This is a genomic window from Leclercia pneumoniae (assembly GCF_017348915.1).
GTDB classification, from domain to species: Bacteria; Pseudomonadota; Gammaproteobacteria; order Enterobacterales; family Enterobacteriaceae; genus Enterobacter; species Enterobacter pneumoniae.
Genome location: NZ_CP071383.1, coordinates 2,780,708 through 2,795,704, shown reverse-complemented (window position 1 = coordinate 2,795,704; position 14,997 = coordinate 2,780,708). Strand labels below are relative to the sequence as shown.

Genomic DNA, 14,997 nt, shown 5'->3' with positions numbered 1-14,997 from the left:
GTTAGCCTAACCCGGCTTTTTATTACACTTCGTACTCTTCCTCTGCCTGCGGAATTAACTGCACTTTCTGCACCCGGTGATGATCGACTTCAAGCGTCCTCAGAGCATAGTGACCCACCTGGACCTCTTCCCCTGGGGCGGGAATACGTTGCAGGTATTCCATCAGCAGACCGGCGAGGGTGTGATACTCACGCTTCTCATCCAGCGGCAGTGGCACATACTGCACCAGGTCTTCCAGCGGCATATGACCGTTCGCCGTCCAGCTTCCGTCGGCATTTTTCTGGATATCATGGCGGGCGTCGATCTCTTCCACTTCATTGGGCAGGTTACCGGCAATGGTTTCCATCACGTCGCTCAGGGTCACCACCCCCTCAACAGAGCCGAATTCATCCACCACAAAGGCAAAGTGCGTACGGGCGTTGCGGAACTGCTCCAGCGCAGAGAGCAGCGGCAGCCCCTCCGGGAAGACCAGCGGCTGACGCACCAGCGCCCGCAGGTCAAGCGGTTCATCGTGTAACTGCTGGTTGAGCAGGTCGATAACGTGTACCACGCCGAGCAGATCCTCCTCCTGCTCGCCACCGGTTACCACCACGCGGGTATGCTGGTTTTTTTCCAGCAGCGCGCGGATTTGCGCCTCCGGTGCGTTGAGGTCGATATGCTCGATATCGTGACGGGAGGTCATAATGCTGCTGACAGAACGCTGGTTAAGATTTAATACCCGCTCAATCATTCGACGTTCCTGCGGGTTAAAGATCTGGCTGCTGTCATGATCCGCCAGCAGGGAGGCCGACTCCGCATCCAGTTCCGCATCCTCTTTCTTTCCGCTCAGCAGACGCATCACCGTCTCAGCTGTGCGCTGACGTAGCGTCTGATTGGCTGACAGAAAGCGACGGCGGTTGAAAATGGCCAGCTGGTTTAGCGCCTCGATGATGACCGAGAACCCTATGGCGGCGTACAGATAGCCTTTCGGAATGTGGAAGCCAAAGCCGTCCGCCACCAGGCTAAAGCCGATCATCAGCAGGAAGCTAAGACAAAGAATGACGATTGTCGGGTGGCTATTAACGAAGCGCGTTAACGCCTTACTGCCCATCACCATCAGCGCAATGGCAATGATGACGGCTGCCATCATAACGGCCAGATGGTCCACCATCCCCACGGCGGTGATCACCGAATCAAGAGAGAAGACAGCGTCCAGCACCACAATTTGCGCCACCACCGGCCAGAATCTGGCGCCCCGGCGCTGGGTGGGGTTTTCATTATCCTTACCTTCCAGCCGTTCATTGAGTTCGACGGTGGCTTTGAAGATCAGGAACAGGCCGCCAAAAAGCATAATCAGGTCGCGTGCGCTGAAGCCCAGGCCGTGTACCGTAAATAGCGGTTTGGTGAGCCCCACCAGCCAGGAAATAGAGGCCAGTAACAGCAGGCGCATCACCATGGCCAGAAGCAGGCCGGTGACGCGAGCGCGATCGCGCTGAGCAGGGGGCAATTTTTCGGCAAGAATGGCGATAAAGACCAGGTTGTCGATGCCGAGCACCAGTTCCAGTAACACCAGAGTGACCAGACCGGCCCAGATTGATGGATCTGCAATCCATTCCATAGCGGGAATCATACCTTTTGTAATATGACAAATGTCACATTTCGATCATGGATAAAGCCTGCGAAAAATGCAATGCCAGCACGGGATTTCCTCGTGCAACGCCGCAAATACGGCTCATTCTATTCCCATGGTTAATTTAGGGTTATAACCAGAATTCCCTTAAATAATTATATTTAAGAAATATCGCAGGTAACGGTTATATATTCATTTTTGTCAACCTGAAGAAAATCCTAAAACATTAAAACTTTGCCGTTAATATTAATCTTAAAAAGCGATGCGCCGACTGTTGTTTCCTTGCCTGCTAAATCGTTAGCTGCAACAATTCCTCCAGCATCAAATGTTAAAGCCTCTTGTTGCTATTTCAGTGTCGGTTTAAAGAACAGAAAGTTTATATCTGGAGAAGCGTTTTCTTGCCCGATATATCTTTCGATTAAACCATGTCAAAGAGGGTGTTTATCCATAAATTACTGTTTAAACAGTGGATTGGTAACTGAAAGCCAAGGGCGGTAGCGTGCCTGAAAGCGTGTTAATCAGCCTCGATTATTCTGTCAATAGCTTGCGGATGAATAAACTTTTTTTAGGACTGATGCCAGTTATATTTCTGTTTTATTAACCGCATGCTAAAAGTTAAATGCCGCGCATTTAATTAAACCGCACAGGATAATTACTCTGCCAAAGTGATAAATAATCAATGATGAAATCCAAAATGAAATTGATGCCATTATTGGTGTCTGTGACCTTGATGAGTGGGTGCACCGTCTTACCTGGCAGCAATATGTCGACCATGGGTAAGGATGTGATTAAACAGCAAGATGCTGATTTCGACCTTGATCGGATGGTAAATGTCTATCCCCTTACACCAAGACTGGTGGAGCAATTACGCCCACGCCCGAACGTGGCCCAGCCGAACGTTTCGCTGGATCAGGAGATCTCCTCTTATCAGTATCGCGTCGGACCAGGCGATGTCGTTAGCGTTACCGTCTGGGACCACCCGGAGTTGACGACGCCAGCCGGTCAGTACCGTAGCTCGAGCGATACCGGCAACTGGGTACAGCCTGACGGCACCATGTTCTATCCCTACATTGGCAAAGTACACGTGGTTGGCAAAACGCTGGCCGAGATCCGTAGTGATATTACCAGCCGCTTAGCGCAGTACATCGCTGATCCGCAGGTGGACGTTAATATCGCCGCGTTCCGTTCGCAAAAAGCCTATATCTCCGGGCAGGTCAATAAATCGGGGCAGCAGGCGATCACCAACGTGCCGCTGACCGTACTTGACGCTATCAACGCCGCAGGCGGGCTGACTGAAAATGCCGACTGGCGCAATGTTGTACTGACCCATCAGGGCAAAGAACAACGCATCTCCTTGCAGGCGCTGATGCAAAACGGCGACCTGAGCCAGAACCGACTGCTCTATCCGGGTGACATCCTCTTTGTGCCGCGTAATGACGATCTGAAAGTGTTCGTGATGGGCGAAGTGAAGAAACAGAGCACCCTCAAAATGGACTTCAGCGGCATGACGCTGACCGAAGCGCTGGGCTCGGCGGAAGGTATCGATCTGACGACCTCCAATGCCAGCGGCATCTTCGTTATTCGTCCGCTCAAAGGACAGGGCAGCAACGGCAAGATTGCTAACATTTATCAGCTGGATATGTCCGATGCCACCTCTCTGGTGATGGCAACCGAGTTCCGCCTCCAGCCGTATGACGTGGTCTACGTGACGACCGCACCGGTTGCTCGCTGGAACCGCCTGATCAACCAGTTGCTGCCGACGATCAGTGGCGTTCGCTACATGACCGACACGGCAAGCGACGTGCATAACTGGTAATCCGCGATGTTTAACAAAATTCTGGTGGTGTGCGTGGGGAACATTTGCCGTTCCCCCACGGCCGAGCGGCTGTTAAAGCAATATCAGCCGGGGCTGACGGTGGGTTCTGCAGGCCTGGGTGCGCTGGTAGGCAAAGGGGCCGACGAGCGTGCAACGAGCGTGGCAGAGCAACATAACCTTTCTCTAGACGGGCATTGCGCCCGTCAGGTTTCAGCCGCCATGTGTCGGGAATATGACCTGATCCTGGCGATGGAAAAGCGCCATATTCACGCTCTGTGCGATATCGCGCCGGAGATGCGCGGCAAAGTGATGCTGTTTGGTCACTGGGACAACGAACGCGAAATCCCCGATCCCTATCGCAAAAGCCGTGAAGCCTTTGAAGCGGTTTACACCTTACTTGACCAGTCTGCCCGTCAGTGGGCGCAGGCACTGAACGTTCAGCAGGGATAACAATGACAGAAAAAGTAAAAGCTTCTTCCGCCTCGACCGCGGGCAGCGATGAAATCGATATTGGTCGCCTGATTGGGACCGTGGTTGAGGCGCGCTGGTGGGTGTTAGGCACCACCGCCGTCTTTGCGCTGGCGGCGGTGGTCTACACCCTGTTCGCCACTCCCATCTACAGCGCCGATGCGCTGGTGCAGATTGAGCAAAACACCGGCAACTCGCTGGTGCAGGATATTGGCTCGGCGCTGGCAAACAAGCCACCGGCTTCAGAAGCGGAAATTCAGCTGCTGCAGTCGCGTCTGGTGCTGGGTAAAACCGTGCGCGACCTGGGTCTGGATATCGCCGTTAGCAAAAATACCTTCCCGGTCTTCGGTGCGGGCTGGGATCGTCTGATGGGACGGCAAAACGATACCGTCAAAGTGACTGACTTTAGCCTGCCAAAGGGGGCGGCCGATCAGGTCTTCACCCTCGAAGTGCTGGGGCCTAAGCAGTACCAACTGACCAGCGACGCCGGCTTTAGCGCCCGTGGCGAAGTAGGGCAGTTGCTCAGCAAAGATGGCGTGAGCATTAAAGTGAACGCGATTCAGGCCGCTGAGGGCAGCGAGTTTACCGTCACCAAGTTCTCCACGCTTGGGATGATTAACAACCTGCAAAATAACCTCACGGTGACGGAAACGGGTAAAGATACCGGCGTGCTGAGCATGACCTTTACCGGTGAAGATAAAGATAAAATCCGCGATATCCTGAACAGCATCACCCGCAACTATCTCGAGCAGAACGTTGAGCGTAAATCCGAAGAAGCGGCGAAGAGCCTGGCCTTCCTGGCGAAACAGCTTCCTGAAGTGCGCGCCAGCCTGGATGAAGCCGAGAACAAACTCAACGCCTATCGTCAGGATAAGGACTCAGTTGACCTGCCTTTAGAGGCGAAATCGGTGCTGGATTCGATGGTCAATATCGACGCCCAGCTGAACGAGCTGACCTTTAAAGAGGCGGAAATCTCCAAGCTCTATACCAAACGTCACCCGGCATACCGCACGCTGCTGGAAAAACGTAAGGCCTTAGAGGATGAGAAAGCCAAACTGAACAACCGCGTGACCGCCATGCCGAAGACCCAGCAAGAGATTGTGCGTCTAACGCGTGATGTGGAGTCGGGTCAGCAGGTTTATATGCAGCTGCTGAATAAACAGCAGGAGCTGAAGATCACTGAGGCCAGTACCGTAGGCGATGTCCGTATCGTCGACCCGGCCATCACCCAGCCAGGGGTACTGAAGCCGAAGAAAGCGCTGATTATTCTCGGCAGTATCATTCTTGGCCTGATGCTCTCGATTGTGGGCGTACTGCTGCGCTCTCTGTTCAACCGCGGTATCGAAAGCCCGCAGGTGCTGGAAGAGAACGGTATCAGCGTCTATGCCAGCATTCCGCTCTCTGAATGGCAAAAATCCCGCGATAGCGTCAAAACCGTGAAGGGGGTTAAGCGTTACAAACAGAGCCAGCTGCTGGCGGTGGGTAACCCAACGGATCTGGCGATTGAAGCGGTGCGCAGCCTGCGTACTAGCCTCCACTTCGCCATGATGCAGGCGAAAAATAACGTCCTGATGTTGACCGGGGTTAGTCCATCAATTGGTAAGACCTTTGTCTGTGCCAACCTTGCGGCGGTGATCAGCCAGACCAACAAGCGCGTGCTGCTGATCGACTGTGATATGCGTAAGGGCTACACCCACGAGCTGCTCGGCACCAATAACGTCAATGGCCTGTCAGAAGTGCTGTTGGGCAAAGGTGACATTGAGAACTGCGCCAAACCCACTTCTATTACCAATTTCGACCTCGTACCGCGTGGTCAGGTGCCGCCAAACCCGTCTGAACTGTTGATGAGCGAGCGCTTTACTCAGCTGATTGCATGGGCGAGCAAACACTATGACCTGGTGTTAATCGATACCCCGCCAATCCTTGCCGTGACGGATGCTGCCATTGTCGGCCGCCATGCGGGAACCACCCTGATGGTTGCGCGTTATGCAGTTAACACCCTTAAAGAGGTGGAGACCAGCCTCAGTCGCTTCGAGCAGAACGGCATTGAGGTGAAGGGGGTCATTCTTAACTCCATCTTCCGTCGCGCCACCGAGTACCAGGATTACGGGTACTACGAGTACGAATATAAGTCTGACAGTAAATAACCTGTTTTCCTCATCCCGACTCTCCCAGAGGGGGAGGGTAGGGGTGAGGGCATCGAATTCATCCGGGGAAGACCATGACCACACAACGCCCATTGATCTCTATCTATATGCCGACATGGAACCGTCAGCAGTTGGCGATCCGCGCGATTAAATCGGTTTTACGTCAGGATTACGACAACTGGGAGCTGATTATTGTTGATGACTGCTCTTCCTCCTGGGAGCAGTTACAGAACTTCGTTACCGACCTCAATGACCCGCGAGTGATGTACACGCACAACGCGATCAATTCCGGCGCCTGCGCGGTACGCAATCAGGCGATTTTGCAGGCGAAAGGCGAGTTTTTAACCGGTATTGACGATGACGATGAGTGGACGCCAAACCGTCTCTCTATCTTCCTGTCTCACCAGGCGCAGTTGGTTACGCACGCGTTTCTGTACGCCAACGATTATGTCTGCCAGGGCGAAGTCTATTCACAACCGGCGAGCCTGCCGCTCTACCCGAAATCGCCTTATTCCCGTCGCCTCTTTTATAAGCGCAATATTATTGGTAATCAGGTCTTTACCTGGTCATGGCGTTTCAAAGAGTGTCTATTCGACACTACCCTGAAAGCGGCGCAGGACTACGACATCTTTCTGCGGATGGTGGTGGAGTACGGTGAGCCGTGGAAGGTAGAGGACGCGACGCAGATCCTGCACATCAACCACGGTGAGATGCAGATTACCTCCTCGCCGAAAAAGTTCTCCGGCTACTTCCATTTCTACCGCAAGCACAAAGACAAGTTCGACCGTGCGAGCCGTAAGTATCAGCTCTTTACCCTCTACCAGATCCGCAATAAGCGCATGAACTGGCGCACGCTGCTGACGCTCTTTTCTGTGCGTAATACCAAGCGTCTGGCTGACGGGCTTCGGGGGAAATAATGTTTCTGGAAGATTGCCGCGCAAACGGCTGGAGCCTGCGCCCCTGCTGCATGGTTCTGGCTTATCGCATCGCCCATTTCTGCTCTGTCTGGCGCAAGAAGAATGTGATTAATAACCTCTGGGCGGCGCCGGTACTGGTGCTCTATCGCATCATTACCGAATGCTTTTTTGGCTATGAGATTCAGGCTGCGGCCACCATTGGTCGTCGCTTTACGATTCACCACGGCTATGCGGTGGTGATCAATAAATTTGTGGTCGCCGGGGATGATTTCACCATCCGCCATGGGGTCACCCTGGGTAATCGCGGCCCGGACAATCTTGCCTGCCCGGTGATTGGTAATAACGTTGAGCTTGGAGCCAACGTGGTGATGATTGGCGAAATCACCGTGGGGAATAACGTCACCGTTGGTGCGGGCAGCGTCGTGCTCGACAGTATTCCGGACAACGCGCTGGTGGTGGGTGAAAAAGCCCGCGTGAAGGTGATTAAATGAATATTCTGCAATTTAATGTTCGTCTCGCCGAGGGCGGGGCAGCAGGCGTCGCGCTGGATCTGCATCAGCGTGCATTACAAAAAGGGCTCGCGTCGCGTTTTGTCTACGGCTATGGCAAGGGCGGTAAAAAAAGCGTGAGTCACGATAACTATCCGCAAGTGGTGAAACACACCCCGCGCCTGACCTCGGTGGCAAACATCGCGCTGTTTCGCCTCTTTAACCGGGATCTGTTCGGCAACCTGAATAACCTCTATCGCACGGTAACCCGCACGCCGGGTCCGGTGGTTCTGCACTTTCATGTGCTGCACAGCTACTGGTTAAAGCTGACAGAGGTGGTGGCGTTTTGTGAAAAGGTGAAAGGGCATAAACCCGATACCACCTTCGTCTGGACGCTGCATGATCACTGGAGCGTAACCGGCCGCTGCGCGTTTACCGATGGCTGTGAAGGCTGGAAAACGAACTGCCAGAAATGCCCGACCCTCGAGAATTATCCGCCGGTGAAAATTGACCGTGCCCATCAGCTGGTGGCGGGTAAACGTCAGCTGTTTCGCGACATGCTGGCGCTGGGCTGCCAGTTTATCTCCCCGAGCCAGCACGTCGCCGATGCGTTCAATAGCCTGTATGGGGCAGGGCGCTGCAAGATCATTAATAACGGCATCGACGTTGCCACCGAAGCCATTCTGGCAGAGCTGGAGCCGGTCGCGGCGACAGCGGGCAAACCGAAAATCGCTATCGTCGCCCATGACCTGCGTTACGACGGTAAAACCAATCAGCAGCTGGTGCGCGACATGATGGCGCTCGGCGACAAAATTGAGCTGCACACCTTCGGTAAATTTTCGCCGTTCGAAGGGGCTAACGTGGTGAACCACGGCTTTGAAACCGACAAACGCAAGCTGATGAGCGCCCTCAACGGTATGGATGCGCTGGTGTTCAGCTCCCGGGTCGATAACTACCCCCTGATTTTATGTGAAGCGCTCTCTATTGGCGTGCCGGTGATTGCAACGCACAGCGATGCGGCGCAAGAGGTGCTGGAGAAATCGGGCGGGAAAACCTTCTCTGAGCAGGAGGTACTGCCGCTGGTCCAGCTGCCGAAGACCGAGATTGCCCAGGCTGTTTTTGGCACTACCCTGGAATCGTTCCGCAACCGCAGCCGCAAGGCTTACAGTGGCCAACAGATGCTGGAGGAGTATGTCTCGTTCTATCAGAATCTGTAGTTATCTGCTGCTGCCGCTGATTTACCTGCTGGTCAACGTCAAGATTGCCCAGCTGGGGGAGAGCTTCCCCATCACCATCGTCACCTTCTTACCGGTTCTGCTGTTGTTGTATGTCGATAAGATAAGCGTGAAGAAGTTGATGATTGCGCTGGGGCTCGGCGCCGGGCTTACCGCCTTTAACTACATCTTTGGTCAGTCGCTGGATGCCAGCAAATATGTCACCTCGACCATGCTGTTTGTTTATATCGTCATTATTATCGGTATGGTGTGGAGTATTCGGTTTAAAACCATCTCTCCACATAATTATCGGAAGATCCTCAGGTTCTTTTATATTGTCATTGCCATCATTGTTATGCTTGCCGCTATGGAAATGGCGCAGATTATTTTAACCGGTGGCAGTAGCCTGATGGAGATAATCTCGAAATATCTGATTTACAGTAACAGCTATGTTCTGAACTTCATTAAGTTCGGTGGAAAACGAACCACTGCGCTCTATTTTGAACCGGCATTTTTTGCTCTGGCTTTAATCTCAATTTGGCTCAGCATCAAACAGTTTGGTATCAAAACCCCTAAGAGCGATGCTATGATTCTTGCAGGAATTGTCCTGTCAGGGTCCTTCTCAGGGGGGATGACATTTATCCTGTTTTACCTGCTGGAATGGGCGTTTCAGTACCTGAATAAAGAGGCGATTAAGAAAAAACTGCCCCTGGCAATCATTTCATTAGCGGTGTTTTTAGTCGGGCTGGTATTCGCGTTCCCGTACATTTCTACCCGTCTGGGTGATTTAGGAACAGAAGGCTCGTCATCGTATTATCGTATAATTGGACCGCTGGTGATGGTGGGTTATTCATTAACCCATATTGATGGTGTAGTAAGATTCGGCTCACTTTACGAATATGTTGCATCATTCGGAATCTTTAACGGTGCGGACGTGGGTAAAACCATAGACAATGGTCTGTATCTGTTAATTATTTATTTTTCCTGGTTCGCCGTTTTGTTAACGCTGTGGTATCTGTTTAAAGTATTCAAAATGACGATCAACGCGTTTGGTGATAATCAGAATTTTCGTGTGCAGCTTTATCTTTTTACGCCGGTTTCACTGTTCTTTACTGGGTCAATTTTTAGCCCGGAGTATGCGTTCTTAATTGTCTGTCCGTTTATTTTGCGCAAAGCGCTTAATATTACGAATTCATAACGAGGTGGTTATATGTTTCTTAGCGTCATTACTGTCGCCTTTCGTAATTACGATGGGGTAGTAAAAACCTGGCGCTCGCTGCGCAATCTGGCACGCGACCCCAGCCTCACTTTTGAATGGATCGTGGTCGATGGCGGCTCGGACGATGGCACCGCAGAGTTTCTCGAAAAACGCAATGGTGAGTTCAACTTACGTTATATCAGCGAGAAAGATAAAGGCATCTACGACGCCATGAATAAGGGCATCGACATGGCGCAAGGTCGTTACGCGATCTTCCTGAACTCCGGTGATGTGTTCCATGAAGACGTCGCGTTGTTTGTGCGCCAGCTGATGCGTGAAAAAGAGAATGCCATGTACATCGGCGATGCGCTGCTCGATTTCGGCGACGGGAATAAAGTCAAACGTGCGGCAAAACATGGTTGGTATATTTATCATAGCCTGCCCGCCAGTCATCAGGCTATTTTCTTCCCGGTCAATGGCTTAAAAACCTACCCCTATGATTTGCAGTATAAGGTTTCATCCGATTACGCCCTTGCCGCCAGAATGTTTAAAGCGGGCTTCCCGTTTAAACGCATTAAAGGGTTGGTGTCGGAATTCTCAATCGGCGGCGTTTCAACCTCGAATAATCTGGAATTGTGCCAGGACGCCAAAAAAGTCCAGCGCAAAATATTACGAGTACCAGGGTTCTGGGCGGAATTATCTTATTTTTTACGTCTGAAAACGACGGGTAAAACGAAAGCCCTCTATAACAAAGCCTAAATATAAGAGAACGTTATGCAGGATCTTAGTGGTTTTTCCATGCTGAAGGGGTTTCGCGGCGCAAACGGAATCAAAGTTCAATTGTGGTGGGCCGTACAGGCAACGTTATTTGCCTGGTCACCGCAGATTTTATATCGCTGGCGAGCATTTTTATTACGACTCTTCGGCGCAAAAATAGGAAAAAACGTAGTCATTCGCCCATCGGTAAAAATTACCTATCCCTGGAAATTAACCCTCGGAGATTATGCCTGGGTAGGGGATGACGCGGTGTTATATACCCTTGGCGACATTACCATCGGCGCAAACGCGGTGGTATCGCAAAAGTGTTATTTGTGCACTGGCAGCCACGATTTTATGAGCCCGCATTTTGATATTACCGCCACGCCTATTGTGATTGGTGAAAAATGCTGGCTGGCAACAGATGTTTTTGTTGCACCGGGTGTAACTGTTGGTGATGGCACCGTTATTGGCGCCCGCAGCAGCGTTTTTAAATCGCTACCGGCAAATGCAGTTTGCCGTGGCAATCCCGCAGTGGTGATACGCGAACGCGTAGAAACTGAAAAACTTTGATAAGTAGAGGAAAATAAACATGTCTAAAGTCGCTCTCATCACCGGCGTTACCGGACAAGATGGTTCTTACCTGGCAGAGCTGCTGCTGGAAAAAGGGTATGAAGTGCACGGTATTAAGCGTCGTGCCTCTTCGTTTAACACAGAGCGTGTTGACCATATCTATCAGGATCCGCACGCGGCTAACCCGAAATTCCATCTGCATTACGGCGACCTGACCGACACCTCTAACCTGACCCGTATCCTGCAGGAAGTGCAGCCGGATGAGGTGTACAACCTGGGGGCAATGAGCCACGTTGCGGTCTCCTTTGAATCCCCGGAATACACCGCAGATGTTGACGCCATCGGTACCCTGCGTCTGCTGGAAGCGATTCGCTTCCTGGGTCTGGAGAAGAAAACCCGTTTCTATCAGGCGTCTACCTCTGAGCTGTACGGCCTGGTGCAAGAGATCCCGCAGAAAGAGACCACCCCGTTCTACCCGCGTTCTCCGTATGCCGTAGCCAAAATGTACGCCTACTGGATCACCGTGAACTACCGTGAATCCTATGGCATGTATGCCTGTAACGGCATCCTGTTCAACCACGAATCTCCACGTCGCGGCGAAACCTTCGTAACCCGTAAAATTACCCGCGCTATCGCTAATATCGCGCAGGGTCTGGAGAAGAAACTGCACCTGGGCAACATGGACTCCCTGCGTGACTGGGGCCATGCGAAAGATTACGTGAAAATGCAGTGGATGATGCTGCAGCAGGAAAAACCAGAAGATTTCGTTATCGCTACCGGCGTGCAGTACTCCGTGCGTCAGTTCGTAGAGATGGCCGCGGCGCAGCTGGGTATCAAACTGCGCTTTGAAGGCACCGGCGTTGAAGAGAAAGGTATCGTGGTCTCTGTAACCGGTCATGACGCACCGGGCGTGAAACCAGGCGATGTCATTGTTGAGGTTGACCCGCGTTACTTCCGTCCTGCTGAAGTAGAAACCCTGCTGGGCGACCCAACCAAAGCGCACGAAAAACTGGGCTGGAAGCCGGAAACCACGCTGCAGGAGATGGTCGCAGAGATGGTGGCAAAAGATCTCGAAGCCGCGAAGAAACACTCCCTGCTTAAGTCCCATGGCTACGAGGTTGCCATCGCGCTGGAGTCCTGAGAATGACAAAACAACGTATTTTTGTCGCCGGTCATCGCGGAATGGTGGGTTCCGCGATTGTTCGCCAGCTTGAACAGCGCGGCGATGTCGAGGTGGTTGTTCGCACCCGCGACGAGCTGAATCTGCTTGATGGCCGTGCGGTAGAAGATTTCTTTGCCAACACGCGCATTGACCAGGTCTATCTGGCGGCGGCGAAAGTGGGCGGTATTGTGGCGAACAATACCTACCCGGCGGATTTCATCTACGAGAACATGATGATCGAGAGCAACATCATTCACGCGGCGCATAAGCATGACGTGAACAAGCTGCTGTTCCTCGGATCCTCCTGTATCTACCCGAAAATGGCGAAGCAGCCTATCGCTGAGAGCGAACTGCTGCAGGGGACGCTGGAAGCGACCAACGAGCCGTACGCGATTGCCAAAATTGCCGGGATTAAGCTGTGTGAGTCCTACAACCGTCAGTACAACCGCGACTATCGCTCGGTGATGCCGACTAACCTGTACGGGCCGCACGATAACTTCCACCCGAGCAATTCGCACGTGATCCCGGCGCTGCTGCGTCGGTTCCACGAAGCCACTGCGGATAACGCACCGGACGTGGTGGTGTGGGGCAGCGGTACGCCGATGCGCGAGTTCCTGCATGTGGATGATATGGCGGCAGCCAGCATTCACGTGATGGAGCTGGATCGCGAGGTATGGCAGGAGAATACCGAGCCGATGCTGTCGCACATTAATGTGGGTACCGGCGTGGACTGCACCATTCGTGAGCTGGCACAGACCATCGCGAAAGTGGTGGGCTACAAAGGTCGCGTGGTGTTCGACGCCAGCAAACCGGACGGCACCCCGCGCAAACTGCTGGATGTGACCCGTCTGCATCAGCTGGGCTGGTATCACGAGGTATCACTGGAACAGGGGCTGGCAAGCACGTACCAGTGGTTCCTGGAAAATCAGCACCGCTTCCGGGGGTAATGATGTTTTTAAGTCAGGAAGATTTTGCCACGGTCGTTCGTTCCACTCCGCTCATCTCTATTGATTTGATCGTGGAGAACGAACGCGGCGAGTTCTTACTGGGGAAACGAACCAATCGTCCTGCACAGGGTTTCTGGTTCGTGCCCGGTGGGCGCGTACAGAAGGATGAGACGCTGGCGAATGCCTTTGAGCGACTGACTCTCGCGGAGCTGGGCCTGCGTCTGCCGATGGCGGCAGGGCAGTTTTACGGGGTCTGGCAGCACTTCTATGACGATAACTTTTCAGGTCCGGACTTCACCACCCACTACGTGGTGCTCGGTTTCCGTCTGAAGGTCAGTGAGGCAGATCTGCGTCTGCCTGACGCCCAGCATGACGACTACCGCTGGCTGACGCCACAGGCGCTGCTGGCAAGCGACAATGTTCACGACAACAGTCGAGCCTATTTCCTTGCCGAGCGTCAGGCCGGGGTGCCGGGACTATGAAAATCCTCGTTTACGGAATCAACTACTCCCCAGAGCTGACCGGGATCGGGAAATACACCGGTGAGATGGTCGAGTGGATGGCGAGCCAGGGTCACGAGGTGCGGGTCATTACCGCACCGCCTTACTACCCGGAGTGGAAAGTGGGCGAACGCTACTCCAGCTGGCGCTATCGTCGGGAAGAGGGCAAGGCCACCGTATGGCGCTGCCCGCTTTATGTACCGAAGCAGCCGTCGACGCTGAAACGTTTAATTCATCTGGGCAGCTTTGCCCTGAGCAGTTTCTTCCCGCTGATGGCGCAGCGTCGCTGGAAGCCGGATCGCATTATTGGCGTCGTGCCGACGCTCTTTTGCACACCAGGCATGCGTCTGCTGGGCAAACTCTCCGGCGCGCGCACCCTGCTGCATATTCAGGATTATGAAGTGGACGCCATGCTCGGGCTGGGAATGGCCGGCAAAGGGAAGGGCGGCACCGTTGCGAAGCTGGCCAGCGCCTTCGAGCGCAATGGCCTGCACAACGTCGATTACGTCTCGACCATCTCGCGCTCCATGATGAACAAAGCGCAGGAGAAGGGGGTGGCGGCGGAAAAAGTCATCTTCTTCCCTAACTGGTCGGAAGTGGCGCGCTTTCGTGACGTGACAGAAAGTGACGCTCAGGCACTGCGCACGCAGCTGGGTTTGCCTGACGAGCACAAAATCATTCTTTACTCGGGTAACATCGGCGAAAAGCAGGGGCTGGAGAGCGTGATTGAGGCAGCGACCCAGCTTAGCGACCAGCCATGGCAGTTTGTCATTGTTGGCCAGGGGGGCGGCAAAGCCCGACTGGAAAAAATGGCCACCGAACGCGGCCTGACCAATGTGAAATTCTTCCCGCTTCAGTCCTACGACGCATTGCCGGCGCTGCTGAAGATGGGCGATTGCCATCTGGTGGTACAGAAACGCGGCGCGGCAGATGCCGTCCTGCCGTCGAAGCTGACCAACATACTCGCCGTCGGCGGTAACGCAGTCATCACCGCCGAAGCCGAAACCGAATTAGGCCAGCTGTGCGACAACTATCCAGGGATCGCCGTCTGCGTAGAGCCAGAGTCGGTCTCTGCCCTGGTCGCCGGCATTGAACAGGCACTCGCCATGCCAAAAGAGAACACGGTGGCACGTGAATATGCCGAACGCACGCTCGAAAAAGAGAACGTGCTGAGCCAATTTATTGCAGATATACGGGGATAA

The 14,997-nt window shown here is 53.3% G+C and carries 14 protein-coding genes; 13 read left to right on the top strand and 1 reads right to left on the bottom strand.

What is annotated here, in order from left to right:
* Nucleotides 1-22: 22 nt before the first annotated feature.
* Nucleotides 23-1,597 carry a TerC family protein gene (locus tag JZ655_RS13650; protein WP_207292059.1) on the bottom strand — a complete coding sequence of 525 codons (1,575 nt, stop codon included), beginning with the start codon at nt 1,595-1,597 and terminating at the stop codon, nt 23-25.
* A 691-nt stretch (nt 1,598-2,288) separates the two neighbouring features.
* On the opposite strand from JZ655_RS13650, the gene JZ655_RS13645 reads away from it, so the two are divergent.
* The 13 genes from JZ655_RS13645 (at nt 2,289) to wcaI (ending at nt 14,997) form a co-directional block, all read left to right on the top strand.
* Nucleotides 2,289-3,425, top strand: coding sequence for a polysaccharide export protein (locus JZ655_RS13645; RefSeq protein ID WP_040074884.1), 1,137 nt, complete (start codon nt 2,289-2,291; stop codon nt 3,423-3,425).
* A gap of 6 nt (nt 3,426-3,431) precedes the next feature.
* Nucleotides 3,432-3,875: a low molecular weight protein-tyrosine-phosphatase Wzb gene (gene wzb / locus JZ655_RS13640; RefSeq protein ID WP_040074885.1), complete on the top strand. Its 444-nt coding sequence runs from the start codon at nt 3,432-3,434 to the stop codon at nt 3,873-3,875.
* A 2-nt stretch (nt 3,876-3,877) separates the two neighbouring features.
* Nucleotides 3,878-6,040, top strand: coding sequence for a tyrosine-protein kinase Wzc (gene wzc, locus JZ655_RS13635; protein WP_207292058.1), 2,163 nt, complete (start codon nt 3,878-3,880; stop codon nt 6,038-6,040).
* A gap of 74 nt (nt 6,041-6,114) precedes the next feature.
* Nucleotides 6,115-6,957, top strand: a complete 843-nt coding sequence (gene wcaA, locus JZ655_RS13630) for a colanic acid biosynthesis glycosyltransferase WcaA (protein ID WP_207292057.1) — start codon at nt 6,115-6,117, stop codon at nt 6,955-6,957.
* Nucleotides 6,957-7,448: a colanic acid biosynthesis acetyltransferase WcaB gene (wcaB, locus tag JZ655_RS13625; protein WP_040074888.1), complete on the top strand. Its 492-nt coding sequence runs from the start codon at nt 6,957-6,959 to the stop codon at nt 7,446-7,448. Before wcaA ends, wcaB begins: the two co-directional genes overlap by 1 nt.
* Nucleotides 7,445-8,662 (top strand): colanic acid biosynthesis glycosyltransferase WcaC, encoded by a 1,218-nt coding sequence (gene wcaC, locus JZ655_RS13620; protein WP_207292056.1) that lies wholly within the window; start codon nt 7,445-7,447, stop codon nt 8,660-8,662. Before wcaB ends, wcaC begins: the two co-directional genes overlap by 4 nt.
* Nucleotides 8,637-9,857: a colanic acid polymerase WcaD gene (wcaD, locus tag JZ655_RS13615; protein ID WP_207293854.1), complete on the top strand. Its 1,221-nt coding sequence runs from the start codon at nt 8,637-8,639 to the stop codon at nt 9,855-9,857. The genes wcaC and wcaD overlap by 26 nt, the downstream gene beginning before the upstream one ends.
* 12 nt (nt 9,858-9,869) lie before the next feature.
* The gene (gene wcaE, locus JZ655_RS13610; RefSeq protein WP_207292055.1) at nt 9,870-10,616 is read left to right on the top strand and encodes a colanic acid biosynthesis glycosyltransferase WcaE; all 747 of its coding nucleotides are present in this window, start codon (nt 9,870-9,872) and stop codon (nt 10,614-10,616) included.
* 15 nt (nt 10,617-10,631) lie between these two features.
* Nucleotides 10,632-11,186 (top strand): colanic acid biosynthesis acetyltransferase WcaF, encoded by a 555-nt coding sequence (wcaF, locus tag JZ655_RS13605; protein ID WP_207292054.1) that lies wholly within the window; start codon nt 10,632-10,634, stop codon nt 11,184-11,186.
* 19 nt (nt 11,187-11,205) lie between these two features.
* Nucleotides 11,206-12,327 (top strand): GDP-mannose 4,6-dehydratase, encoded by a 1,122-nt coding sequence (gene gmd, locus JZ655_RS13600; RefSeq protein WP_040074894.1) that lies wholly within the window; start codon nt 11,206-11,208, stop codon nt 12,325-12,327.
* A gap of 2 nt (nt 12,328-12,329) precedes the next feature.
* A complete protein-coding gene (gene fcl / locus JZ655_RS13595) occupies nt 12,330-13,295 on the top strand; it encodes a GDP-L-fucose synthase (protein WP_207292053.1) in 966 nt (321 codons plus the stop codon).
* A 2-nt stretch (nt 13,296-13,297) separates the two neighbouring features.
* Nucleotides 13,298-13,777 (top strand): GDP-mannose mannosyl hydrolase, encoded by a 480-nt coding sequence (locus JZ655_RS13590; protein WP_207293853.1) that lies wholly within the window; start codon nt 13,298-13,300, stop codon nt 13,775-13,777.
* Nucleotides 13,774-14,997 carry a colanic acid biosynthesis glycosyltransferase WcaI gene (gene wcaI, locus JZ655_RS13585; protein ID WP_207292052.1) on the top strand — a complete coding sequence of 408 codons (1,224 nt, stop codon included), beginning with the start codon at nt 13,774-13,776 and terminating at the stop codon, nt 14,995-14,997. The genes JZ655_RS13590 and wcaI overlap by 4 nt, the downstream gene beginning before the upstream one ends.

What these genes read in the sequence shown, in the direction of transcription:
- wcaC (WP_207292056.1), top strand. Translation starts at nt 7,445, where the DNA reads ATGAATATTCTGCAATTTAATGTTCGTCTCGCCGAGGGCGGGGCAGCA.
- wcaF (WP_207292054.1), top strand. Translation starts at nt 10,632, where the DNA reads ATGCAGGATCTTAGTGGTTTTTCCATGCTGAAGGGGTTTCGCGGCGCA.
- JZ655_RS13645 (WP_040074884.1), top strand. Translation starts at nt 2,289, where the DNA reads ATGATGAAATCCAAAATGAAATTGATGCCATTATTGGTGTCTGTGACC.
- gmd (WP_040074894.1), top strand. Translation starts at nt 11,206, where the DNA reads ATGTCTAAAGTCGCTCTCATCACCGGCGTTACCGGACAAGATGGTTCT.
- wcaB (WP_040074888.1), top strand. Translation starts at nt 6,957, where the DNA reads ATGTTTCTGGAAGATTGCCGCGCAAACGGCTGGAGCCTGCGCCCCTGC.
- wzc (WP_207292058.1), top strand. Translation starts at nt 3,878, where the DNA reads ATGACAGAAAAAGTAAAAGCTTCTTCCGCCTCGACCGCGGGCAGCGAT.
- wzb (WP_040074885.1), top strand. Translation starts at nt 3,432, where the DNA reads ATGTTTAACAAAATTCTGGTGGTGTGCGTGGGGAACATTTGCCGTTCC.
- wcaA (WP_207292057.1), top strand. Translation starts at nt 6,115, where the DNA reads ATGACCACACAACGCCCATTGATCTCTATCTATATGCCGACATGGAAC.
- wcaI (WP_207292052.1), top strand. Translation starts at nt 13,774, where the DNA reads ATGAAAATCCTCGTTTACGGAATCAACTACTCCCCAGAGCTGACCGGG.
- wcaD (WP_207293854.1), top strand. Translation starts at nt 8,637, where the DNA reads ATGTCTCGTTCTATCAGAATCTGTAGTTATCTGCTGCTGCCGCTGATT.
- JZ655_RS13650 (WP_207292059.1), bottom strand. Translation starts at nt 1,597, where the DNA reads ATGGAATGGATTGCAGATCCATCAATCTGGGCCGGTCTGGTCACTCTG.
- wcaE (WP_207292055.1), top strand. Translation starts at nt 9,870, where the DNA reads ATGTTTCTTAGCGTCATTACTGTCGCCTTTCGTAATTACGATGGGGTA.
- fcl (WP_207292053.1), top strand. Translation starts at nt 12,330, where the DNA reads ATGACAAAACAACGTATTTTTGTCGCCGGTCATCGCGGAATGGTGGGT.
- JZ655_RS13590 (WP_207293853.1), top strand. Translation starts at nt 13,298, where the DNA reads ATGTTTTTAAGTCAGGAAGATTTTGCCACGGTCGTTCGTTCCACTCCG.